Raw genomic sequence first — 21,653 nt, 5'->3', positions numbered from 1 at the left:
TGCGGGCTGCCGCGGCGACGGGGGCCCGGGCGCCGGCTCAGGCGCCGTTGCTCCCGGCGCCTGCCTTCTCGTCCTCGAGCGCGAGGCCGCGCAGGCCGTCGATGATCGCCTCGCTCAGGAGGCCGCCGGGGTCGCCCTGGAGCGCGGCGGGCGGCCACGTCGCGATCGAGTTCAGGGACCCGATGGCGGCGAACGTCAGCGTCGTGAGCTGCTCGGTCGGGCGGCTCGGCAGGCAGCGGTGGACGGTGTCGATCCAGCGTTCGATGAACTGCCGCTGACGGCGGTGGATCCGGCTGCGGTAGGTGTCGGAGAGCAGGCGGCCCTCGCGGATCCAGACCCCGCCGAGCGCGCGGTGCTCGATCATGAACGCGGCGTGCCCGGAGACGAGCGCGGCGATCTCGTCCCACGGGTCGTCGGAGTCCGTCCCGGTCGCGAGGAAGAGCGCGTCGAGGGCGTTCTCGCAGAGCGTCGCGAGGATCTCGTCCTTGCCCTTGAAGTGCCGGTAGATCGCCGGGCCGGTCACGCCGGCGGCCTTCCCGATCTCGTCCACCCCGACGTCGGCGAAGCCGCGCTTCGCGAAGAGGCCGGCCGCGGCGTCGAGGATCTGGACGTCGCGGGTGACCAGGCGCCGACGCTGGGTTGCCATCGGCATATGGTACCGCCTGCGTGAACGACCGGTCACCGCGAGAACCCGCTGCCGACGATCGCTCACCGGCGTCGCAGAAGGCCCGGTTCGACCGCCGACCGGGTGGCGGCGTGAACGGGGTTCACGAGCGTTCACCCCGTGGTAGGGTCGGCGCGCTGTGAGCACCGTCGCCGAGTCCGAAGCCGACGCCACCGGGCCTGAGTCCCCGGCGTCGGGGAAGCCCGCGAAGCACATCCCCGGCGAGGAGGGGACGTGGATCTTCATCCTCGGCGACATGACGGTGTTCGCGCTGCTGTTCGGCGTGTTCATCGACGCCCGGTCGAAGCACCCCGTCCTCTTCGACCACTCGCAGGCGATCCTCAACCAGAACTACGGCGCGATCAACACGCTGCTGCTGCTCTCGAGCTCGATGATGGTCATCACCGGGATCCGCGCGATCCGCCACGACATCCGCGGCCTCGCGCCGGCGATGTTCCTCGGCGCGATCGGCTGCGGGCTCGGATTCGCGTTCATGAAGTACCTCGAGTGGAGCGAGAAGTTCAGCCACGGGATCAAGCCCGCGACCAACGACTTCTGGATGTACTACTTCATCCTCACGGGGCTGCACTTCTTCCACCTCATCCTCGGCATGCTCGTCCTGACCTACCTGTTCGTGCAGTCCCGGAAGCCGGCGCTGACCGTCCGGCAGTTCGCCTTCGTCGAGGGCGGCGCCTGCTTCTGGCACATGGTGGACCTGCTGTGGATCGTCCTGTTCCCGCTGCTGTACCTCGTGAAATGACCCGCGCCGCCCTGCTCCGTCATCCGGTCTCCGTCGTCTGGGGGATCCTCATCGCCGCGACGCTCACGTCGTGGTGGCTCGGCACCGATCACGGGGTCAGCAACGAGCAGACCGCGAGCATCCTCATCCTCGTCGTGGCCTTCATCAAGGTGCGCTTCGTCGGGCTCTACTTCATGGAGCTCCGCCACGCCCCGCTGCCGCTGCGGATGATCTTCGAGGGCTACTGCTTCGTCGTCTGCACGACCGTCATCCTCATGTTCGTCATCGAGTGAGGCGGACGCCGGTCCGGACCGCCTCGGCGCCGGCTGAATGAAGGTTCACGGTGCTCATGACACCGTGAATCTTCATTCACCTCCCGCGCGCCGGCCGCCCCCCGTTCGGGGGGACGCGCGTAACCGGGGCGCCGGGACGGGGCTACCTGCCCCCATGACGCGGGTGGGACTTGTGCTGGGCGCCGGCGGGATCACGGGGATCGCCTGGCTCGTCGGCGCGCTCGAGGCGGTCCGCGAGCACAGCGGGTGGGACCCCCGCACGGCCGACGTCATCGCCGGGACCTCGGCGGGGGCGGTCGCCGCCGTCGTCACCGCGGCCGGGATCCCGTCCGCGGACCTCCTCGCGATGGCCGAGCAGCCCGAGCGACTGGAGCGGGCGATCCGCCAGGCCACCGGTGGCCGCGGGCGCGCGACCGCGCCCGGTCGTCCGCCGCTGCTGCCGGGCTCGCTCCGGCTCGCGCTCGGCGGACTCGTCGCCGCCGACCCGCGCCACCGCGTCGCCTCGCTGCAGGGCCTCGTCCCGCGCGGCTGGCGCGCGGGCGACGAGATCCGCGGCCTCACGCACGCCGCCGTCCGGCACGGCTGGCCGCGGCACACCCAGCTCCTGCTGCACGCCTGCGACGTGCGCACCGGCGCCCGCGTCGCCTTCGGCCACCCCGACGCCCCGGCCGCCGACGTCGCGGACGCGGTCGTCGCCTCGTGCGCCGTGCCCGCCTACTACCGGCCGGTGCGCATCGGCGGCCGCGAGTACATCGACGGCGGCCTCGCGTCCTTCTCGAACGCCGATTCGCTGCTCGGGCTGGAGTGCGACGTCGTGCTCTGCCTCTCGCCCTTCGCGTCACGCCACCGCGGCTCGGTCCTCGACTCGACGCTCTTCGGCGCGGTCCGGCGCGCGACCGCCTGGCGACTGGACCAGGAGGTCCGGCAGCTGCGCGCGGCGGGCACGGAGGTCGCGGTCATCGGGCCGGCGGGCGACGACCTGCGCGCGATGGGCCTGCAGGTCATGGACCGCTCGCGCAGCCGGCTCGTCATGGAGACGGGGCGCGCGTCGGTCGGCGCGCGCCTCGACGAGCTGCTGGCCGGCGTCGCGCTCCCCGGGCCGGCGCCGCGGCCGGAGCCCCGGCTCCTCGCCGCCTGAGCGGCGGGCGGGCGGCCGCCGTCAAGCACGGCCGAGGTGACCGCACGGTGGTCCCGCCCTCATCGGTCCCCCGTAGGGTGAGGGCATGAGCGATTCGTTCGACTACGTCATCGTCGGTGCCGGCTCGGCGGGCTGCGTCCTCGCCAACCGCCTCAGCGCCGACCCGGGCACGCGCGTCCTGCTGCTCGAGGCCGGGGGCCGCGACCGCAGCCCGAACATCAAGATCCCCGCTGCGTTCCCGAACCAGTTCCACACGAAGCTCGACTGGGACTTCGCGACCGAGCCGGAGCCGCACGTCGACGGCCGCAGCCTCTACGTGCCGCGCGGCAAGTCGCTCGGCGGGTCGAGCTCGATGAACGCGATGCTCTACGTCCGCGGCTGCCCGCTCGACTACGAGAGCTGGGTCCGCGCCGGCGCGACGGGCTGGGGCTGGGAGGACGTCCTGCCGTACTTCATGCGCTCCGAGCACAACGCGCGCGGCGCCTCCGAGTACCACGGGGTCGGCGGCGAGCTGCACGTCAGCGAGCAGCGCTCACCACGGAAGCTCGACCGGCGCATCCTCGCCGCGAGCGAGGCCGCGGGCATCCCCCGCATCGCCGACTACAACGGCCCCGAGCAGGACGGCGTCTCGATGTTCCAGGTCCTCCAGAAGGGCGGCCGGCGGTGGAGCTCGGCCGACGCGTTCCTCACCCCGGCCCGCGGCCGCCCGAACCTCGAGATCCGCACGAACGTCCTCGTCGAGCGGCTCGCGCTCGAGGGCACGCGCGTCACCGGGGTGCACTACCGCGGCCGGCGCGGCGGCAGCCGGCTCGTCCGCGCCGGGGCCGAGGTCATCCTCGCGGCGGGCGCGATCGGCTCACCGCAGCTGCTCCAGCTCTCCGGCATCGGCGACCCCGCCGACCTGCAGGCCGTCGGCGTCAAGCCGATCCACGACCTGCCCGGCGTCGGCGCGAACCTCCAGGACCACCCGTTCCAGACCGTGAACTTCGCCGTGAGCGAGTCCGGGACCCTCTACGGCGCCGACAAGCCGAAGCCGCTCGCCGAGTGGATCCTCCGCCGCTCCGGGCCGCTGACCTCGACGGTCGCCGAGGTCAACGCGTTCGTCCGCAGCCGGCCCGGCCTCGCGGCGGCCGACCTGCAGCTCCACATGGGCGCGGCCTACTTCGACGACCACGGGTCGGTCGAGTACCCCGGGGACGCGATCGTCATCGGCCCGGTGCTCGTCGCGCCGAAGTCGCGGGGGAAGGTGTGGCTGCGCTCCGCCGATCCGGCCGACAAGCCGCGCATCCTCACGAACTCGCTGTCGGAGCCGGAGGACCTCGACGCGCTCGTCGCCGGCGTCGAGCTCGCGCGGCGCATCGCGGCGGAGAGCCCGCTCGCCGAGGTCGTCACGCACGAGATCACCCCCGGCCCCGACGCGGTCGACCGCGACGCGATCGAGGCGGACATCCGCCGGCGGCTCATGCTCATCTACCACCCCGTCGGCACCTGCGCGATGGGGGACGGCGAGCAGGCGGTCCTCGACGCCGAGCTCCGCGTCCGCGGCCTCGACGGCGTGCGGGTCGCCGACGCGTCCGTCATGCCGACGATCACGCGCGGCAACACCCACGCGCCGTGCGTGATGATCGGCGAGAAGGCGTCCGACCTCATCCTCGGCCGGACGGCGCTCCGCCGTGAGCGGAGCGCCGTGGCGTAGCCCCGGTCCTACGGCGTGACGAGCGCCTTGATCTCGGTGTTGCCGAAGGCGCCGCTCGCGCAGTCCTCGATCGGCGCCGGCTTCGGCGGCGCGGCCGTCGCCGAGCCCTGCGCGGCGTCCACCAGTCCCTGCCGGTAGGCGTTGACGGCGTCGCACTGCGCGGCGTCGTGGAGGCTCGTGTAGACCCCGACCGCCCCGGCCGGGGTCGCCGCCACCTGGTTGTAGTCACCGATGAACTCGTCGCCGAGGGCGTTGGCGGACGACGCGCGGCCGTCGCCGTCCGCGCTCTCCGCGGCGGCCTGGACCGGGACGCCGAAGCCCGTGGCCGTGACGGGCACGCTGAGCAGGACGCCGAGGAAGCGTCGCGACCCGGTGAGCGAGTCGCGGAACGGGTCGCGGTCGGCCGAGTAGACCGAGTAGAGCGTCGACGCGTCGGGCGACAGCGCGACGCCGGGCATCACCGGCCGGTCCCCCGGCAGGGCGATGTTCACCGGCGCGCTCCACGTCACGCCGCGGTCGCGCGAGACCTGGGCGAGCTCCTGCTCCTGGCCGAGGCCGAGGCGCCCGTCGGCCCAGGCGAGGACGATCGTCGAGCCCGCGATCGCGACGTGCGGGAAGGAGTCCGCCCGCGCGCCGGCGACCCCGTCGATGTCGGTGTAGCCGGCCGAGGTGAAGCTCGGCTGCCCGATGTCGACGACGTCCGCGACGGGGCGCGGACGGTCGAACGACCGGCCGCCGTCGAAGGAGCGCGCCATGAGGATGCCGTTGCCCCGGTTGCCCTGGACCTCGGCTCTCGAGGAACGCGTAGACGACGCCGCTCGCGTCGGTCTTGATGTCGCAGCCCTGGCGGCCGGTCTTCGACGCCGAGGCGGGGGTGATCGCCATCGGCGAGGTCCACGTGTCGCCGCCGTCACGGGAGCGGGAGACGACGATCGGCTGCCCGCCGGACGAGTTGGAGCGGAAGTCGGTCCAGCAGACGTAGGCGTAGCCGAAGTACGGGCTGCCGGCGGCGCCGTCGACGGTGAGCGCCTCCTTGTCGGAGAACGTGACGGCGCTCTGCTTCGTCGACGAGATGACGCTCGGCGCGCTCCAGCCGTTGTCGCTCGTCGCCGAGCCGGCGATCGCCTTGCTCAGGTTCGTCGTGTGGGAGACCGCCATCGCCTCGTAGCCCTTGAACGTCTCGTCGGACTTCGCCGTCGCGAGGTTCGCGGTGAGTGACGCGTAGTACGCCTGCGGGCCCTGCGCGCAGGTGAAGCCGCCGGCGATGTGCTTCGGCCCGAAGGCGACCGACGGGTCGCCGTCGGAGACGAGCCCCGCCTCGTAGTAGTTCGGCACGGTGCCGATCGGCCCGACGTAGGTCGTGCGGGGGGGAGGCCGGGGTCCCGCCCGACGGCCGGCCCGTGAGCCCGCGTTAGGTCGGCTGCGTCCAGGTCGAGCCTCCGTCGGTGGAGAACGAGACGCCGGAGTTGCCGACGCCGGCGACGAACGAGCAGTCCGATCCGGCGCAGGCCGGCTCGTCGACCTCGTCGTTCGCGCCGCTGATGAGCAGTGCCGGGTTCAGCGGGTCGACGGCGACCGCCGGCTCGTTCTGCTTGTTCTGCGGGAAGGGCGCGGCGGGGCTGCCCGAGAAGACGACGGGATCGGCGAGCGCGGGGCTCGCGAGGCATGTGGCGGTGACCAGGCAGGCGAGCGCGGTGCGGGCGCGGTTGACCTTCATCGGGGCCTCCGGCGGCTGGTGCTGTGCGGGTGCGCGTGGACGCTACACCTGCCCGGGGCCGCCGGACAGGGGGCGCGGCCGCGCTCAGAACGCACAGATTTACGTTGCATCATGGGCGGGGCCGGTGGGAGAGTCATCGGGTCAGGCTCGGCCGTCCCGACCGGGCCGCGAGCGAAGGGAGGTCGGCATGGCCGACCGCATGCTGTTCATCGGATGGGGGGACGTCGCGAGGGGCCGCGAGGAACGCGCCCTCGAGGTGTTCGACGAGGCGCTGGGGATCCTCGGCCGGATGGAGCAGGACGGGCGCATCGAAGGGTTCGACGTGGCGCTGCTGGCGCCGAACGCCGGCCTCGACGGCTACATGCAGGTCCGGGGCACGGCGGCGCAGATCGCCGCGGTGCGGGACGACCCGGAGTTCATGCGCAACACGGTCGACGCGGGGCTCGTCGTCGACGGCCTGCGCCACGTCGAGGGCTTCTGCAACGACGGGGTGGCGCGGCAGATGGCGATGTACGCCGAGGCGGCCGGTCGCGTCGGCCAGGCTGCCTGATCCGGGGCCGGGGTGTCCCGGGCGCGCGCCCGGGACACGCCGGCGGATGTGACGTCCAGTCTGCGGCGGGGTAACCGATCACAGGACCATGGACGACCAGCCCGCCAAGCCCGAGATCGGCGACCACATCCGCGCCATCGACGCGCGGGGCGACGAGGACGCCCAGCTCCTGAGCGCCGTCATCAGCCAGCAGTGCTGGCCCGGCGGTGGCGCGGACCAGACGAGCGCGAGCGCCCGCCAGTGGGTCCGCCGGTGGCGCCCCGTCCGCGGGATGCCGTTCGCCGCCGCGTGTGGCTGCGCCGCGGGGCTCTGCCTCGTCTGCAACTGACGTTCGGCGCACACGGCCTGCTCCCGGCGGGGTCCCCCGCGGCCGCGCGCCAGGATTTGACACGCCGTCAACGTCGATCGGATAGCGTCGCGCGAGAGGGATTCAATCGACGCGACCGCGGCCGCCCGTGCCCGGTCCAGAGGAGAGCAGATGTACGATTACGTGATCGTCGGAGCCGGCTCCGCGGGCTGTGTGCTCGCCGCCCGCCTGACCGAGGACCCCGAGGTGAAGGTCGCCCTGCTGGAGGCCGGCGGCCCTGACACCGACGACGAGATCCACATCCCGGCCGCCTTCGGCGCGCTCTTCAAGGGCCGCCGCGACTGGGACATGAGCACCGAGCCCGAGCCCGGGCTGAAGAACCGCCGCGCATACCTGCCGCGGGCCAAGATGCTCGGCGGCTGCAGCTCCATGAACGCCATGGTGTACATCCGCGGCAACCGCGCCGACTACGACGAGTGGGCGGAGATGGGCGCCGAGGGCTGGGGCTATGACGACGTCCTCCCGTACTTCAAGAAGTCCGAGGACAACGAGCGCGGCGACGACCAGTTCCACGGCACCGGGGGGCCGCTCACCGTCAAGGAGAGCCGCTCGATGAACCCCGTCGCGGACGCGTTCGTCGAGGCGGCCGCGCAGGCCGGGCACGAGAAGAACCCGGACTTCAACGGCGCCCGTCAGGAGGGCTTCGGCCGCTACCAGACGACGCAGGAGAACGGGATGCGCGCGAGCACGTCCGTCCGCTACCTGCACCCGGTGATGGGCCGCGAGAACCTCACGGTCATCACCGAGGCGATGGCGCTGCGGATCCTGTTCGACGGCGATCGCGCGAGCGGCGTGGAGATCGACCACGCGGGGACGGTCGAGGAGGTCCACGCCTCGCGCGAGGTCATCCTCGCCGCCGGCGCGTACCAGTCGCCGCAGCTGCTCATGCTCTCGGGCATCGGCCCGGCCGACCAGCTGCCGCTCTTCGGCATCGAGGTCCGCCAGGACCTCCCGGTCGGCCAGAACCTGCAGGACCACTGCATGACGCTCATGAACTGGAGCGCGGACTACGAGTCGCTCATGACGGCGCTCACGCCCGAGAACGTCGAGCTGCTGCAGACCGAGGGCCGCGGCCCGCTGTCGTCGAACATCGCGGAGGCGGGCGGCTTCATCCGCACGCGGCCGGGCCTCGACGCGCCGGACTGCCAGTTCCACTGCGCGCCGGTGCTCTTCTGGCAGGAGGGCCTCGGGCCGGCGGTCGAGCACGGGGTCGCCTTCGGGCCGGGCGTCGTGAAGCCGACGAGCCGCGGCGCGGTGACGCTCCGCACGCCGAGCCCGTACGTCAAGCCGCGGATCCAACACAACTACCTCACGACCGAGGAGGACCGCGCGACGATGCTCGCGGGCGTGAAGGTGGGGCTGCAGATCGCCCAGCAGGACGCGCTGAAGCCGTTCATCACCGGGGAGTTCGCCGCGCCGAAGCCCGACGCGACCGACGAGGAGCTGCTCGACTTCATCGCCGACCAGACGATGACGATCTACCACCCGACGTCGACGTGCTCGATCGGGCCGGTCGTCGACCCGCGCCTGAAGGTCCACGGTGTCGAGGGTCTGCGCGTCGTCGACGCGTCGGTCATGCCGACGATCGTCCGCGGCAACACGAACGCGCCGGTGATCATGATCGCCGAGAAGGCGGCGGACCTGATCAAGGCCGACGCGACCGCGCCGGCCGCGACGGCGGCCGCCTAGGAGGATCTGCGCTCAGGCGGCGGCCGGCTCGTCCAGGAGCTGCGCCGCCGTCTCGAGCAGGAGGGGCTTCATCGCCTCCCAGCGGGCGTCGACGGCGTCGCGGCCCGAGATCGGGATGCCGACGAGCAGGCCGCGGATGAGACAGACCGCGGTGTCGATGAGGGCGGGGAAGCGCGGGTCGTCGGCCTGCTCCGGGAAGAGCGTCGAGGCCGTCATCAGGAGGATCGTCCCCAGTCGGCGCTCGAGGTCCTGGAGCGCGACGGCGACCTCGGGCTCGTTCCACGCGGCGAACCACAGCTGCAGGACGGCGAGGGACCCCGGCGAGGTGAACTGCCGCCACGCCTGGTCGAGGACCGCATCGCGGCGCTCGGGCCGCTGCAGCGCGGAGAGGTCGATCGCGTCGAGCGCCTCGTCGGCGAGCCGCATCGCGAGATGCGTCACCGCCTCGACGAGGAACGCCTCGCGCGTGGGGAAGTGGTGCATGAGGGTGCTCTGGGCGACGCCGGCGCGCTCGGCGACCCGGCGCGTCGTCAGGCCGTCGTAGCCCTCCTCGACGAGCTGGGCGGCGGTCGCGTCGAGCAGCGCCAGGCGCGTCGCGGCGCGCTGCTGCGCCCGCGTCGTCCGCCGGGGCTCCGTCCCGTCCGGGGGGTCGCTCTCCGCTTGACCGTTCACCTGAACGGTGATTGTATCCACGTATTCGCCGTTCGGTTGATCGACGAATGGCCGGGTCACCCTTTCCCCCCGACACAGAGGACCACGTTGAGCGACGAAGAGATCCGCGGCTCCCGCTTCCGGCGCGCCGCCTCCATCACCGGGACGGCCGCCGGGGTCGCCGCCCGCGAGGCGACCGCGCGGGCGATGGTCCGCACCGCCGGCAGCTCCGACGCGCGGCGCGCCGCGGCCTCCCGCCAGCAGCTGAAGTCGGCGCAGGCGCTCGTGAAGGTCTTCGCCGGGATGCGCGGCGCCGCGATGAAGGTCGGCCAGACGCTCTCGGCGGTCGACCTCGGCATGGTGCCGGAGGAGATCCGCCCCGAGTTCCAGGCGATCCTCGCGCAGCTCCAGCAGGGCGCCGACCCCGTCTCGTTCAAGGCGATCACGAAGGTCATCGAGTCCGACCTCGGGGAGAAGCTGCGCGAGAGCTTCGCCGACATCGACCCGGAGCCGATCGCCGCGGCTTCGATCGGGCAGGTGCACCGCGCGACGCTCCACGACGGGCGTGACGTCGCGGTGAAGGTGCAGTACCCCGGCATCGCCGAGGCGATCCACGCCGACATGCAGAACCTGCGGCTCGGGCTGAAGCTCCTGTCGGCGATCGCGCCCGGGATCGACACCGGCGCGATCGCGGGGGAGATCCGCGAGCGCATCACCGAGGAGCTCGACTACGAGCTCGAGGCGTCGAACCAGCAGGCGATGGCGCGCGTGTACCGCGGCCACCCCTTCGCCGTCGTCCCCGGGGTCGTGACCGACCTCTGCCGCGAGCGGGTCATCGTCACCGACTACGTCGAGGCCATGCGCTTCGCGGAGTTCAAGGACACCTCGTCGCAGGCGGAGCGCGACCGCGCCGCCGAGATCATCGTCCGCTTCTACCTCAACGGCCCGATGCGCCACCGCCTGCTCAACGGCGACCCGCATCCCGGCAACACGCTCTTCCTGCCGGACGGCCGCATCGCCTTCCTCGACTTCGGCTTCTTCAAGCGCATGGGGGACGACGAGGTGCGCCACCTCGTGAAGACGACGCGCGCCCTCCACGAGAACGACCCGATGGGCCTGCTCGAGATCGTCGCCGAGCTCGGGGCGCTGCCCGCCGACCCGGCGCTCGCCCAGCCGTTCTACGAGAACTACGAGGCGATCTTCGGGTGGCTGCTCGACGAGGAGCCGACGCGCATCGACGCGAGCCAGACCGCGCAGATGATGCGGCGCTACACGGCCATGCGCGGCGACGAGGGCTTCGACCAGATGACGCTGCCCGCCGAGCACTTCGTCCTCATGCGCGGCGTCATGCTCGTCATCGGGCTGCTCGGCCAGCTCCAGGCGGAGGGCCGGTGGTTCGACGTCGCCCGCGAGTGGCTGCTCGGCGACGATCCGCGGACGGGGCTGGGGAAGGCCGAGGCGGCGTTCTTCGGGACGCGGCACGAGTACACCACCGGCGTCGCGGCATGACCACGACGGCCGCCCGCACGCCGTCGCTCGACAGCCTGCCCGTCGCGTGGGACATGCTCACGCGCGGGCTGCACGTCGACGGGCCCCTCGTCACCGGGGCGCCGGGCTCGGACATCGTCACGGTGCGGATCGGCCGCCGCCGCCAGTTCATCCTCCGCCACCCCGACTACGTCGACCACGTCCTCCACGAGGGCGCCGACGGGTACCACAAGTCGATCGAGTACGAGCTGCTCCGGGCGGTCCTCGGGCTCAACCTCTTCACCGACGAGGACGAGTCCTGGCGCCGCCACCGGATGATGCTCAACCCGACGATGTCCAAGCGGCACGTGCGCGGGATGGTCGACCTCATGATCGACCCGATCGAGCGCTTCGTCGCGGACATCGGGGACGGGTCGGGGCCGGTCCGCGTCGACATGTCCGGGGACATGGTCGCGCTCACGATAGACGTCGTCGGGACCGCGCTCTTCGGGCACGCGTTCGGCGAGATCGGGCGCCGGATGAAGCGCGTCGTCACGACCGGGCTGCGCAGCGCCGAGGTCGCCACGCGCCTGCTGATGGTCTTCGCGCCGCCGGTCTGGGGGCTGCGCGCGTTCGCCGGCGCGATCCACCGGGCGCCGTACCTGCCGCCGCCGCTCGCACCCCTGCAGTGGGTCATGAAGACCGTCGACGAGACGGTCTGGGCGCTCATCGACGACCGGCGCGCGCACCCGACCGACACCGACGACCTGCTCAACCTCCTGCTCACCGTGCGGGACGACGAGGGGCGGCCGCTGCCGCTCCGCCGGGTCCGCGACGAGGTGACGACGTTCATGCTCGCCGGGCACGAGACGACCGCGAACGCGCTCGCGTGGATGTGGTACCTGCTCGCGCTGAACCCGGACGCGCGCGACCGGATGCTCGCCGAGGTCGACGAGGTGCTCGGCGACGGTCACCGGCCGACGACCGCCGACATCGCGCGGCTCGAGTGGACGACCGCCTGCTTCCAGGAGGCGATGCGCTTCTACCCGCCCGCGTGGGTCATCCCGCGGACGGCGACCCGCGACGACGTCATCGACGGGCACCGGATCCCCAAGGGCTCCACGGTCCTCATCCCGATCCACGCGATCCACCACGACGACCGCTTCTGGGCGGCCCCCGAGACGTACGACCCGTCGCGCTTCCTCGGCGACGCGCCGAAGGGCCGTCACCGCTCCGCCTACCTGCCGTTCGGCGGCGGACGGCGCGTGTGCATCGGGACGAGCTTCGCCCTCATGGAGGCGACGCTCATCACCGCGATGATGAGCCGGGACTTCGTCTACGACCTCGTGCCCGGCCACCCGGTCGAGCCGGAGGCGACGCTGACGCTGCGGGCGCGGTACGGCGTGAAGATGGTGGCGAAGCCCCGCCCAGGGGCTCGGCTGCGCCGGGACGAGGACATCTCATGAGTGGCGGCCGCGGCATCGACGTCGAGGGCGCCCGCATCGTCATCACCGGCGGCGGGAGCGGCATCGGGGAGGCGACCGCGCTGCGGGCGGCCGCGTCGGGCGCGGCGGTCGTCGTCGTCGACATCGACGGGGCGGCGGCCGCACGCGTCGCCGAAGCCTGCACCGCCCTCGGCGCGCCGCCGGCCGTCGCCCGCGTCTGCGACGTCGCGGACGCCGGCGCGGTGCACGAGCTGGCGGCGCAGGTCGAGCGCGAGGACGGCGCGGTCGACGTGCTCGTGAACAACGCCGGCGTCGGCATCGTCGGGCCGTTCCTCGACACGACGCTCGAGGACTGGCAGTGGCTGCGCTCGATCAACCTCGACGGGGTCGCGCACGGGTGCTACGCCTTCGGGCCCGCGATGGTCGCGCGCGGCCGCGGGCAGGTCGTGAACATCGCCTCCGGCGCGGCGTACATCCCGAACCGCCACATGGCCGCGTACTGCGCGACGAAGGCCGCGGTCGTGTCGCTGTCGCAGTGCCTGCGGGCCGACTGGCGGCCGCACGGCGTCGGCGTGAGCGTCGTCTGCCCCGGCGTCATCGCGACGCCCATCGCCACCGCCACGCGCTACCGCGGCCGCATGGTCCCGCGCCGGGCGCGCGCCGAGAAGGCGCTCGGCATGGGCCACTCGCCGGACCTCGTCGCGAAGGCGGTCCTCGACTGCGCGCGGCGCGACCGCGACGTCGTCCCCGTCGGCTTCGAGTCCACCCTCGCCTACAAGCTGCTGCGCGGCGCGCCGCAGCCGATCCAGTCGCTCGTCGCCCGGGCGGAGCTCTAGGAGGCCCACCGTGTCCGAGAACCAGCACCACCGTCTCGTCATCGTCGGCGCCGGCATCGCCGGGGTCGGCCTCGGGGTCCGGCTGCGCCAGGCCGGCATCGAGGACTTCGTCATCCTCGAGCGCAACACGTCGGTCGGGGGGACGTGGTTCGAGCACACCTACCCGGGCTGCGGCTGCGACATCCCGGCGACGCTCTACTCGTACTCCTTCGCGCGCAACACCCGCTGGACGCGCCTCTTCCCGCGGCAGGAGGAGATCCTCGACTACGTGCGCCGGACAGCCGACGAGTACGGCGTCACCCCGCACATCCGCTTCGCGACCGAGATGGCCCACAGCGCGTGGGACGAGGACGCCGTGCTCTGGCGGGTGCGCACGGCGGACGGCGAGGAGCTCACGGCCGACCTGCTCATCAGCGCGATCGGCGCGACGGCCGAGCCGGAGGAGCCGTCGATCCCGGGGCTGACGCGGTTCCGCGGGCACCGCTTCCATTCCGCCCGCTGGGACCACGACCACGACCTGCGCGGCGAGCGGGTCGCCGTCATCGGCACGGGCCCCGCGGCGGCGCAGTTCGTCCCGCTCATCCAGCCGGACGTCGCCGAGCTCCACGTCTACCAGCGCACCCCGCCGTGGGTCATGCCGCACGTGGACCGGCCGGTGCCGTGGGCCGAGCGGCAGCTGTACAAGCTCCTGCCGCCGGTGCAGGACGCGCAGCGCAACCTCCTCTTCGGCGTCTACGAGTCGCTCGGCGTCGGCTTCCGCGGACGGACGGAGCTCATCGGGCCGATCGAGGCGATCGGCCGCGCGCACCTGCGCCGCCAGGTGAAGGACCCGGTCCTGCGCGAGCAGCTCACGCCCCGCTACCGGTTCGGCTGCAAGCGCCCGATCCAGTCCAACACGTACTACCCCGCGCTCGCCGCCGGCAACTGCACGCTCGTCACCGACCCGATCGCGAAGGTCGACGGGCGGGCGATCGTCACGGCCGACGGGACGCGCCGCGAGGTCGACACGATCATCACCGCCATCGGCTACAAGTACAGCCGCTCGCTGCTCGCCCACCGCATCGCGGGCCTCGGCGGACGCACGCTCGGCGAGGTGTGGGACCGGTCGCCGCGGGCGTACCTCGGGTCGGCGGTGCCGGGCTTCCCGAACATGTTCATCCTCCTCGGGCCGAACTCGATCGGGATCAACTCGGTCATCTTCTCGCTCGAGGCGCAGATCGCCTACGTCATGAGCGCGCTCGCGCAGATGGACGCCGGCGGGGTGGACCGGGTCGAGGTGACGCCCGAGGCGCTGCGGGCCTACGTCGACGAGGTCGACCGCCGCAGCGCAGGGTCCGTTTGGACCGACGGCGGCTGCCAGGCTTACTACCTCGACGACACCGGGCGGAACTTCGCGATCTATCCGGGCTTCGCGGCCGGCTACCGGCGGCGCACGCGCCGCTTCGACCCGGGGCCCTACCGGATACGCGCGGCGGCATGAACGTCCCGGTGCTCTCGCCGCTCGCGCGGGTCGTCGTCTCGGTCGTCCAGCTGCCGCAGACGCTCGAGCGGCTCTCCGGCGCGCTGCAGTCGCTCGACCGCCTCGCCGAGCTCGACGAGACGCTCCGCACGCTCGGGTCCTTCGAGCAGTCGCTCATCGGGATCGCGACGGTCGCCGAGCACCTCGAGCGGCTCACCGATGCGGTCGAGTCGCTGCCCGAGCTGACGGCGGCGGCGAGCGCGCTGCCGGAGCTCACGGCGAGCGCCGGCTCCCTCCCCGCGCTCACCCGCCACGCGGCGGCGCTGCCCGAGCTCGTCCCGCGGGTGGCGAGCGTCGAGCAGACGGTCGTCCAGATCCTCGATCACCTCGAGCGGCTCTCGCCGGTCATCGACGACCTCACCGCGGCGGCCGGCGGCCTCGAGCGCGCGGTCGGTCCGATCGGGCGCATCGCCGGGCGGCTGCCCGGGTCACGGGACCGGTCGGCCTCGGCGGCGGTGCCTGAACCGGTCGCGGCCGCGACCGCGACCGAAGCGGGCTGAGAACCGCTCGGGCCTCCGGCGCGTAGAAGCAGGCGTGACCCCGCTCGCCCTCTCCGTCGCCGACCCCGGCCGCGCCCTGCCCATCGCGGCGGCCGCGGTCGTCCTGCTCATGCTCGCCGTCTGGCTGCTGAGCATCCGGCTGCAGGACGTCTCGATCATCGACCCGGTGTGGGGGCCGGCGCTCGCGCTCGTCGGCGTCGTCGGCCTCGTCGCGGGGGACGGCAGCACCGGGCGGCGCGTGCTGCTCGCGGGCATGGTCGTGTTGTGGGGCGGACGGCTCGGCTGGCACCTGACGGTCCGCAAGCGCCACGAGCCCGAGGAGGACCGCCGCTACGCGGTCATGCGCGAGAAGCAGGGCGACCGCTTCGTCCTGTGGTCGCTGCGGATGGTCTTCGGGACGCAGGCGCTGCTCGTGCTCGTCGTGTCGCTGCCGCTGTCCGTGGCCGCGGGCGTCGACGACCGCATGGGGCTGTGGGCGGTCCCGGGCGTCGTCGTGTGGGCGGTCGGCCTCGCCTTCGAGACGATCGGCGACGCCCAGCTGCGCGCGTTCAAGGCCGACCCGGCGAGCAGGGGGCAGGTCATGGACCGCGGTCTGTGGCGCTACACCCGCCACCCGAACTACTTCGGCGACGCGTGCGTGTGGTGGGGCTTGTGGCTCGTCGCGGTGACCGCCTCGGGCGTCTGGTGGACGGCGATCGGGCCGGCGGTCATGACGCTGCTGCTCGTGCGCGTGTCGGGGGCCGGCCTGCTCGAGAAGGACATCGGCATGCGGCGGCCGGGCTACGCGGCGTACATCGAGCGCACGAGCGGCTTCGTGCCCTTGCCGCCCCGGAAGGGGCCACGGGGGGCGCGCTCGTGAGGGCCGCGCGGGCCGGCAGTGCCGAGCGCGTCTGCGACGTCGGCCGGGGGATCCGCCTCGCGTACGAGGATCTCGGCGAGCCGGACGCGCCCCTCGTCCTGCTCGTCATGGGCCTCGGGCTGGACCTCTGCTGGTGGCGGGACGACTTCTGCGCCGATCTCGTGGCGCGCGGGTTCCGGGTCGTCCGCTTCGACAACCGCGACGTCGGGCGCTCGACGCACCTCAGCGGGCCGGGGGTGTCCGCCCTCGGCTTCCTGCGGCGCCGGGCGGCGCCGACCTACACGCTCGGGGACATGGCGGACGACGCGGCCGGGCTCGTCGCGGCGCTCGACCCGGCGGGCGCGCACGTCGTCGGCGTCTCGCTTGGCTCCTTCGTCGCGCAGGAGATCGCGATCCGCCACCCGGACCTCACGCGGTCGCTCGTCTCGATCATGGGGCGGCCGGGGGACGGGCGCACGGGCAAGGTCTCGCGCCGGATGATCCCCGAGTTCCTGCGGCGGGGCCCGAGCGATCCGGCCGGCGCGGTCGAGCACCTCGTGAGGTCCTTCCACCGCATCGGCTCGCGCGGGCGGACCGAGGAGGACGACGAGGACGTCCGCGTCGTCATGCGCCGCTCGATGGCCCGCGAGGAGGGCGACGGGACGGGGTCGGGCCGCCAGCTCGCGGCGATCCTCGCCGAGCGCGACCGCACCGCCGACCTCGGCCGGCTCACGATGCCCGCGCTCGTCGTCCACGGCCTCCACGACCGCGTCGTCCTTCCGAGCGGCGGCCGCGCGACCGCCGCCGCGATCGGAGGGGCCGAGCTGCTCGAGCTCCCGGACATGGGCCACGACCTCGCGCGCTGGACGTGGCCCGCCGTCCTCGACGGGATCGAGCGGACGGCGCGGCGGGCGGCGAGGGGTGTCAGCCGCGCTTGCCCATGAGGTAGTGGCTGACGAGCCACGCGTCGCCGCCCTTGTACTTCCAGATCTCGTCGGTCGAGAGGAGGAAGAGGCGCCAGCCGCCGAAGAGGACCTTCGCCTGGCGCCTGGAGCGGCCGTCGGCGCGCAGGAGCGCGATCGCCTCGCTCCGGCGCGCGTCGAGCTGGGCGAGCCACGCGACGAGCGTCTTCGCGTAGTGCGTGCCGGGGACGACCCAGCGCTCCTCGAGGACGAGGTCGCGCTGGAAGCGCGGCAGCAGGTCGTGTGAGGGCATGAGGCCGGCGGTGAAGAAGCGCTCGGCCGCCCACGTCGACTCGAAGAGGTACGGGAGCGTGCGGTGGCTGAAGACGTGCACGAAGAGCTTGCCGTCGTCCTCGAGCCAGGTGGAGATGCGGCGGAGGAGCTCCTGCCAGTTGCGCATGTGCTCGAACATCTCGATCGACATGACGCGGTCGAAGCGGCCCTCGGGGGTGAACGTGTTCACGTCGGCGGTGATGATCTGGAGGTTCGTGAGGCCCCGGGCCGTCGCCTGGGACTCGATCCACTCCCGCTGGCCGTGGGAGTTCGAGACGCCGGTGATGCGGGCCTTCGGGTACTGCTCGGCGAGCCACAGCGACAGCGACCCCCAGCCGCAGCCGAGGTCGAGGATGCGCATGCCGTCCTCGACGCCCGCCCGCCTGCAGCTCAGCGCGAGCATCGCCTCCTCCGCCTCGGCGAGGGTCGTCGTGCCGTCCTCCCAGAGGCAGCCGGAGTACTTGCGCCGCGGGCCGAGGACGATGCCGAGGAACTCGGCCGGCAGCTCGTAGTGCTGCTCGTTCGCCTTCTCAGGGACCTCGGCGATGGGGCCGCTCGTCATGCGGTCCAGGAGCGCGGTGAGGCGCGCCTCCTGGGCGACGACGCCGCCGCGGCCCTCGTGGCGCTCACGCCAGTGCGCGCCGTAGCGGGAGCCGATCCGCAGGGCGATGTCGGGGACGAGGCCGGCACCGAGGCCGGCGTCGAGGAGGCGGTAACGAAGGGCGCTCATACTCGGCCTTCATTCGGGCGGGAGGCGGCGGCGGATCACCGCGGGCGTGGCTCCGGGAGACGGGCCGCCCCCGGCGCGGCGCGAACGGCGCGGCGTGCGGTCGAGTGGGACATATGACCCCACGAGCCCGCACGCCGCGCCGGACGGGCCGAGGAACCCGGGGCGCGGCGGGCTGGCTACGGTGGGACCCGTCATGACCGCGCCCTTCACGTCCCCGCTCGCCGCGTCCCTCGCCGAGGACCTCCTCGCCCGCTTCGACCGCTACGTCCGCATCGACACGCAGTCGGCGCGCGGGCGGACGGAGAGCCCGAGCACGCCGGGGCAGCTCGACCTGTCGCGGCTGCTCGTCGACGAGCTGCTCGCCCTCGGCCCGACGGACGCCGCGCTCGACGGCAACGGCTACGTCACCGCGACGCTCGCCGCGTCCGGGGGCGGGGACCCGGGCGTCGTCGTCGGCCTCGTCTCCCACGTCGACACGAGCCCGGACGCGCCCGGCGCGGGCGTCGTCCCGCTCGTCCACCGCGCGTACGACGGCGGCGTCATCACGCTCCCGAAGGGCGGCACCGTCCTGGACCCTCGCGCGGAGCCGCACCTCGCCTCGCGCGCCGGCCACGACGTCGTCACCTCCTCCGGGGACACGCTGCTCGGCGCCGACGACAAGGCCGGCGTCGCCGAGATCATGACCGCGATCGCGCACCTCGCCGCGCGCCCGGAGCTGCCACGCCCGACGCTGCGCATCTGCTTCACACCCGACGAGGAGGTCGGCCTCGGCGCGTCGCTCTTCGACGTCGAGGCCTTCGGCGCGCAGTGCGCCTACACGATGGACGGCTCGTCGCTCGGGGAGATCCAGGACGAGACGTTCTCCGCGAAGGAGGCGACGATCACCGTCACCGGTGTCGACGTGCACCCGGGGTTCGCCACCGGCATCCTCGTCAACGCGGCGCGCGTCGCGGCGAAGATCGTCGCCGCCCTCCCCGACGACCTGACCCCCGAGACGACGTCAGGCCGCGACGGGTTCATCCACGTCTACGAGACGAGCGGCGAGGCGGCGACCGCGACGGTGCGCGCGATCCTCCGCGACTTCGACGACGACCGGCTCGACGGACACGTGGCGCTGCTGCGGCAGACCGCGGAGGACGTCGTCGCGCAGACGCCGGGCGCGTCGGTCACGATCGAGGTCGCCGACCAGTACCCGAACATGCGCGCGCACCTGGAGCCCTTCCCCGAGGTGACCGAGCACGCGATCGCGGCGATCCGCGCCGAGGGCCTGGAGCCGCTGCGCGAGCCGATCCGCGGCGGCACCGACGGCTCGGTCCTCAGCGCCCGCGGCCTCCCGACGCCGAACATCTTCACCGGCGGGCACGCCTACCACTCGTGCCGCGAGTGGGCCTCGCTGCAGGACATGGCCGCGGCCGCCGCGGTCATCGTCCACCTCGCGGCGGAGTGGGCGGCTGAGCGGTAGGCCACGCCGACTGACAGCTCACGCGGAGCAGTCCGGCCTGAGCTGACAGTCGACGGCGTCCGGGCCCCCGGGCGAGGATCAGCGCGTGACGCGGAACCCGCCGCGCATGAACGGGTGCACGCGGCAGAAGTACGTGTAGGTCCCCGGCGGGAGGTTCGCGGGGGTCGACCAGCGGTCGGTCCCCTTCGCCGCGGTGAGGTTCGCGGGGCCGTAGCCCAGCTCGCCGGAGTCGAAGTCGACGGGGCCGTCGGCGAGCGGGTAGGCGATGCCGGCGTCGCGGTCGCAGGGGACCCGGCAGGCGGTGATCGTGTGGTAGATGTCCTTCGCCGCGTCCCGGTTGACGAACGTCAGGCGCGCGCCGTGGCGGACGGTCGGCAGCGTGCGGCCCATGACGTTCAGGTCGCCGCGGGCGGACAGGAACTCGGCGACGGCGATCGACCCGGCGGCCGGGCGCCCGTTCAGCATCTCGCGCGCGTCGGGGAGCACGTGCCGCCCCCCGCCGTGGTTGTCGTTCTCCCCGAGGTGCCCGTGGGTGACGATGCCCGTGGTCCGCGGCGCGGTGACGAACGGGTCCACCCCGCCCGCGTCGGTCCCGAGGTACCGCGCGACGAGCATGATCGCCATCGACTCGTACCACGAGGCGCGCGAGACGTCGTAGGTGCCGGACAGGCGGACGACGTCGCCCCGCTTCAGCTGCACCCGCCAGGACGGGCGGGTTGCGGTCATCGCGACGTCCCACGACACGGGCCCGGCGGGCTCGAAGTAGCGCGCGGTCGAGCGGAAGAGCTTCACGGTGCGCCCGTCGCGGGTGACGGTGAGGTCGGTGTGCAGGCCGCCGGGGTGCAGGTGGCCCGCCGTCGCGACGAGGGTCTGGTCGCGCTCGACCGTCCACTCGTGCTCGGGGCCGAGGCCGCGCGCGCCCGGCGCGGCCTGGTCGGGGAACGTGAACGTCCTGCGGCCCTTCTTGCGCAGCGCGTCGAAGACCGGGTAGGCCGACGGGCCCGAGACGTCCATCCACTTCGTCGTCACCGGCCTGATCGAGGCGGCCGCCGGCGCGGTGTCCGGGAGGAAGTCGATGTCCCATGTGATGTAGACGTCGGCCTCGGTCGGGTAGAGGTCGTGGATCATGTGGTTCATGACCCACTGCTGGCCCGGGTCGTAGCGCCAGCCGAACCCCTGCGGCAGGTCGCTGTTCGTCTTCTCCTCGCCGCTCGCCCAGCGCCGCTCGCCGTCGACGAGCCAGACGCCGTGGTGCAGGTGGACGACGTCGACGTCGGGGACCCGCCCGTCGAGGTAGGTGAGGTTCGGGCGGAAGGCCGTGATCCAGCCGGGCACCGACGGGCGGCCCGACGCCCCGATGCCGCCGAGCTGGATGAGGTTCTGCCCGGGGGAGAGGTGGACCGGCCCGTAGCGGTAGTGCAGGTGCTGCAGGCCCGGATAGGTCGCCGACGGGTAGGTGTCCTGGGTGAGGACACGCGCCGGCGTCACCGCGGCGGACGCGGGCGCGACCGCGGTCCCCAGGGCGAGGAGCGCCAGGGCCGCGACGAGCGCGGCCGGGCAGCGGAGGGCGGGCCGGCGCGCGGGCATCACGACCTACGGTGACGCCCGGGAGCCCCGGCGTCCATCGTCCGTGTGTCCGCCCGGACCCCGGCGGCGGATCGCTACGCGGTGGTCCGGCCGGCCGCGCGGGCCTCGGACGTCTTCACGACGCCGGTGACGAGTTGGCCGACGACGAGCTTCATGACGCCCTTGAGGATCGGGGCGAGCGGCGCGGCCGCGCTGAAGTCGACCCGGTAGGTCATGAACGTCCCGCCCGCGCGCTCCTCGAGGTCGACGTCGCCGCGGTGGTTCTTCACCGGGGCGCCGGAGATGATCGAGTACGAGAAGCCGGTCGACGGCTCGTAGCGCGTGACCTCCTCGCGGAGGGCCGGGCCCGCGCCGGTGATCTTGCGGACGGCGCCGAGGCCGTTGCGGGCAGGGGAGCCGGGCTTCTCGAGGGTGAACTTCACCGGGCCGGGCGTGAACGCGGTGGCGCCCTCGTGGTCGGTGAGCACCTCGAAGACGGTCTCGACGGGGGCGGCGATCTGCTTGGTGATGACGAATCCGGGCATGTTCGC

General features: G+C 73.2%; 24 protein-coding genes. 17 read left to right on the top strand and 7 right to left on the bottom strand.

Annotated elements, in window-relative coordinates; genetic code table 11:
• Positions 1-37: 37 nt before the first annotated feature.
• Positions 38-646: a TetR/AcrR family transcriptional regulator gene (locus tag NBH00_RS21190; RefSeq protein WP_254570568.1), complete on the bottom strand. Its 609-nt coding sequence runs from the start codon at positions 644-646 to the stop codon at positions 38-40.
• 157 nt (positions 647-803) lie between these two features.
• Here NBH00_RS21190 and NBH00_RS21185 point away from each other — a divergent pair, with 157 nt between their 5' ends.
• The 4 genes from NBH00_RS21185 to NBH00_RS21170 all read left to right on the top strand — a co-directional run bounded on the left by NBH00_RS21185 (position 804) and on the right by NBH00_RS21170 (position 4,530).
• On the top strand, positions 804-1,424 hold the full coding sequence (locus NBH00_RS21185; protein WP_254570567.1) for a cytochrome c oxidase subunit 3 family protein: 621 nt from the start codon (positions 804-806) through the stop codon (positions 1,422-1,424).
• Entirely contained in the window at positions 1,421-1,696 is a 276-nt protein-coding gene (locus NBH00_RS21180; RefSeq protein ID WP_254570566.1) for a cytochrome C oxidase subunit IV family protein, read from the top strand. The genes NBH00_RS21185 and NBH00_RS21180 overlap by 4 nt, the downstream gene beginning before the upstream one ends.
• Positions 1,697-1,859: 163 nt before the next feature.
• Entirely contained in the window at positions 1,860-2,834 is a 975-nt protein-coding gene (locus tag NBH00_RS21175) for a patatin-like phospholipase family protein (RefSeq protein WP_254570565.1), read from the top strand.
• Between the two features lie 85 nt (positions 2,835-2,919).
• Complete coding sequence (locus NBH00_RS21170) at positions 2,920-4,530, top strand: GMC family oxidoreductase (RefSeq protein WP_254570564.1); 1,611 nt, start codon at positions 2,920-2,922, stop codon at positions 4,528-4,530.
• A gap of 8 nt (positions 4,531-4,538) precedes the next feature.
• On the opposite strand, the gene NBH00_RS21165 is transcribed toward NBH00_RS21170, so the two are convergent.
• On the bottom strand, positions 4,539-5,285 hold the full coding sequence (locus tag NBH00_RS21165) for a sialidase family protein (protein WP_254570563.1): 747 nt from the start codon (positions 5,283-5,285) through the stop codon (positions 4,539-4,541).
• A gap of 77 nt (positions 5,286-5,362) precedes the next feature.
• Here NBH00_RS21165 and NBH00_RS21160 point away from each other — a divergent pair, with 77 nt between their 5' ends.
• Positions 5,363-5,512: a hypothetical protein gene (locus NBH00_RS21160; protein ID WP_254570562.1), complete on the top strand. Its 150-nt coding sequence runs from the start codon at positions 5,363-5,365 to the stop codon at positions 5,510-5,512.
• A 51-nt stretch (positions 5,513-5,563) separates the two neighbouring features.
• Positions 5,564-5,698, top strand: coding sequence for a hypothetical protein (locus NBH00_RS25340; protein ID WP_302182658.1), 135 nt, complete (start codon positions 5,564-5,566; stop codon positions 5,696-5,698).
• Between the two features lie 243 nt (positions 5,699-5,941).
• Here the strand turns inward: NBH00_RS25340 and NBH00_RS21155 are convergent, their stop codons facing one another.
• Positions 5,942-6,247, bottom strand: a complete 306-nt coding sequence (locus NBH00_RS21155) for a hypothetical protein (protein WP_254570561.1) — start codon at positions 6,245-6,247, stop codon at positions 5,942-5,944.
• A 187-nt stretch (positions 6,248-6,434) separates the two neighbouring features.
• On the opposite strand from NBH00_RS21155, the gene NBH00_RS21150 reads away from it, so the two are divergent.
• The 3 genes from NBH00_RS21150 (at position 6,435) to NBH00_RS21140 (ending at position 8,853) form a co-directional block, all read left to right on the top strand.
• A complete protein-coding gene (locus tag NBH00_RS21150; protein WP_254570560.1) occupies positions 6,435-6,797 on the top strand; it encodes a hypothetical protein in 363 nt (120 codons plus the stop codon).
• 88 nt (positions 6,798-6,885) lie between these two features.
• The gene (locus NBH00_RS21145; protein WP_254570559.1) at positions 6,886-7,125 is read left to right on the top strand and encodes a hypothetical protein; all 240 of its coding nucleotides are present in this window, start codon (positions 6,886-6,888) and stop codon (positions 7,123-7,125) included.
• A 150-nt stretch (positions 7,126-7,275) separates the two neighbouring features.
• Positions 7,276-8,853: a GMC family oxidoreductase gene (locus tag NBH00_RS21140; RefSeq protein WP_254570558.1), complete on the top strand. Its 1,578-nt coding sequence runs from the start codon at positions 7,276-7,278 to the stop codon at positions 8,851-8,853.
• A 12-nt stretch (positions 8,854-8,865) separates the two neighbouring features.
• Here the strand turns inward: NBH00_RS21140 and NBH00_RS21135 are convergent, their stop codons facing one another.
• Positions 8,866-9,525, bottom strand: a complete 660-nt coding sequence (locus tag NBH00_RS21135) for a TetR/AcrR family transcriptional regulator (protein ID WP_254570557.1) — start codon at positions 9,523-9,525, stop codon at positions 8,866-8,868.
• Between the two features lie 87 nt (positions 9,526-9,612).
• Between NBH00_RS21135 and NBH00_RS21130 the strand changes: the two genes are divergently transcribed.
• From NBH00_RS21130 to NBH00_RS21100, 7 genes are read left to right on the top strand one after another with little or no spacing between them, the layout of a single operon-like run.
• Entirely contained in the window at positions 9,613-11,013 is a 1,401-nt protein-coding gene (locus NBH00_RS21130; protein WP_254570556.1) for an ABC1 kinase family protein, read from the top strand.
• A complete protein-coding gene (locus tag NBH00_RS21125; protein ID WP_254570555.1) occupies positions 11,010-12,437 on the top strand; it encodes a cytochrome P450 in 1,428 nt (475 codons plus the stop codon). The genes NBH00_RS21130 and NBH00_RS21125 overlap by 4 nt, the downstream gene beginning before the upstream one ends.
• Positions 12,434-13,252 (top strand): SDR family NAD(P)-dependent oxidoreductase, encoded by an 819-nt coding sequence (locus NBH00_RS21120; protein ID WP_254570554.1) that lies wholly within the window; start codon positions 12,434-12,436, stop codon positions 13,250-13,252. Before NBH00_RS21125 ends, NBH00_RS21120 begins: the two co-directional genes overlap by 4 nt.
• 10 nt (positions 13,253-13,262) lie before the next feature.
• Positions 13,263-14,732 carry a flavin-containing monooxygenase gene (locus NBH00_RS21115; protein ID WP_254570553.1) on the top strand — a complete coding sequence of 490 codons (1,470 nt, stop codon included), beginning with the start codon at positions 13,263-13,265 and terminating at the stop codon, positions 14,730-14,732.
• Positions 14,729-15,271, top strand: coding sequence for a hypothetical protein (locus NBH00_RS21110; protein ID WP_254570552.1), 543 nt, complete (start codon positions 14,729-14,731; stop codon positions 15,269-15,271). Before NBH00_RS21115 ends, NBH00_RS21110 begins: the two co-directional genes overlap by 4 nt.
• A 34-nt stretch (positions 15,272-15,305) precedes the next feature.
• The gene (locus tag NBH00_RS21105; RefSeq protein WP_254570551.1) at positions 15,306-16,130 is read left to right on the top strand and encodes a DUF1295 domain-containing protein; all 825 of its coding nucleotides are present in this window, start codon (positions 15,306-15,308) and stop codon (positions 16,128-16,130) included.
• Entirely contained in the window at positions 16,127-17,053 is a 927-nt protein-coding gene (locus NBH00_RS21100) for an alpha/beta fold hydrolase (protein ID WP_254570550.1), read from the top strand. Before NBH00_RS21105 ends, NBH00_RS21100 begins: the two co-directional genes overlap by 4 nt.
• Here the strand turns inward: NBH00_RS21100 and NBH00_RS21095 are convergent.
• Positions 17,034-18,074, bottom strand: a complete 1,041-nt coding sequence (locus tag NBH00_RS21095) for an SAM-dependent methyltransferase (protein ID WP_254570549.1) — start codon at positions 18,072-18,074, stop codon at positions 17,034-17,036. The genes NBH00_RS21100 and NBH00_RS21095 overlap by 20 nt on opposite strands.
• Before the next feature lie 193 nt (positions 18,075-18,267).
• Between NBH00_RS21095 and pepT the strand changes: the two genes are divergently transcribed.
• Positions 18,268-19,536: a peptidase T gene (gene pepT / locus NBH00_RS21090; RefSeq protein WP_254570548.1), complete on the top strand. Its 1,269-nt coding sequence runs from the start codon at positions 18,268-18,270 to the stop codon at positions 19,534-19,536.
• A gap of 78 nt (positions 19,537-19,614) precedes the next feature.
• On the opposite strand, the gene NBH00_RS21085 is transcribed toward pepT, so the two are convergent.
• Entirely contained in the window at positions 19,615-21,123 is a 1,509-nt protein-coding gene (locus NBH00_RS21085) for a cupredoxin domain-containing protein (RefSeq protein WP_254570547.1), read from the bottom strand.
• A 74-nt stretch (positions 21,124-21,197) separates the two neighbouring features.
• Positions 21,198-21,647: an SRPBCC family protein gene (locus NBH00_RS21080; protein ID WP_254570546.1), complete on the bottom strand. Its 450-nt coding sequence runs from the start codon at positions 21,645-21,647 to the stop codon at positions 21,198-21,200.
• Positions 21,648-21,653: the final 6 nt, after the last annotated feature.

This window comes from Paraconexibacter antarcticus, from assembly GCF_024220175.1.
Taxonomy (GTDB): Bacteria; Actinomycetota; Thermoleophilia; order Solirubrobacterales; family Solirubrobacteraceae; genus Paraconexibacter; species Paraconexibacter antarcticus.
This window is presented reverse-complemented; position numbering and strand designations above follow the sequence as displayed.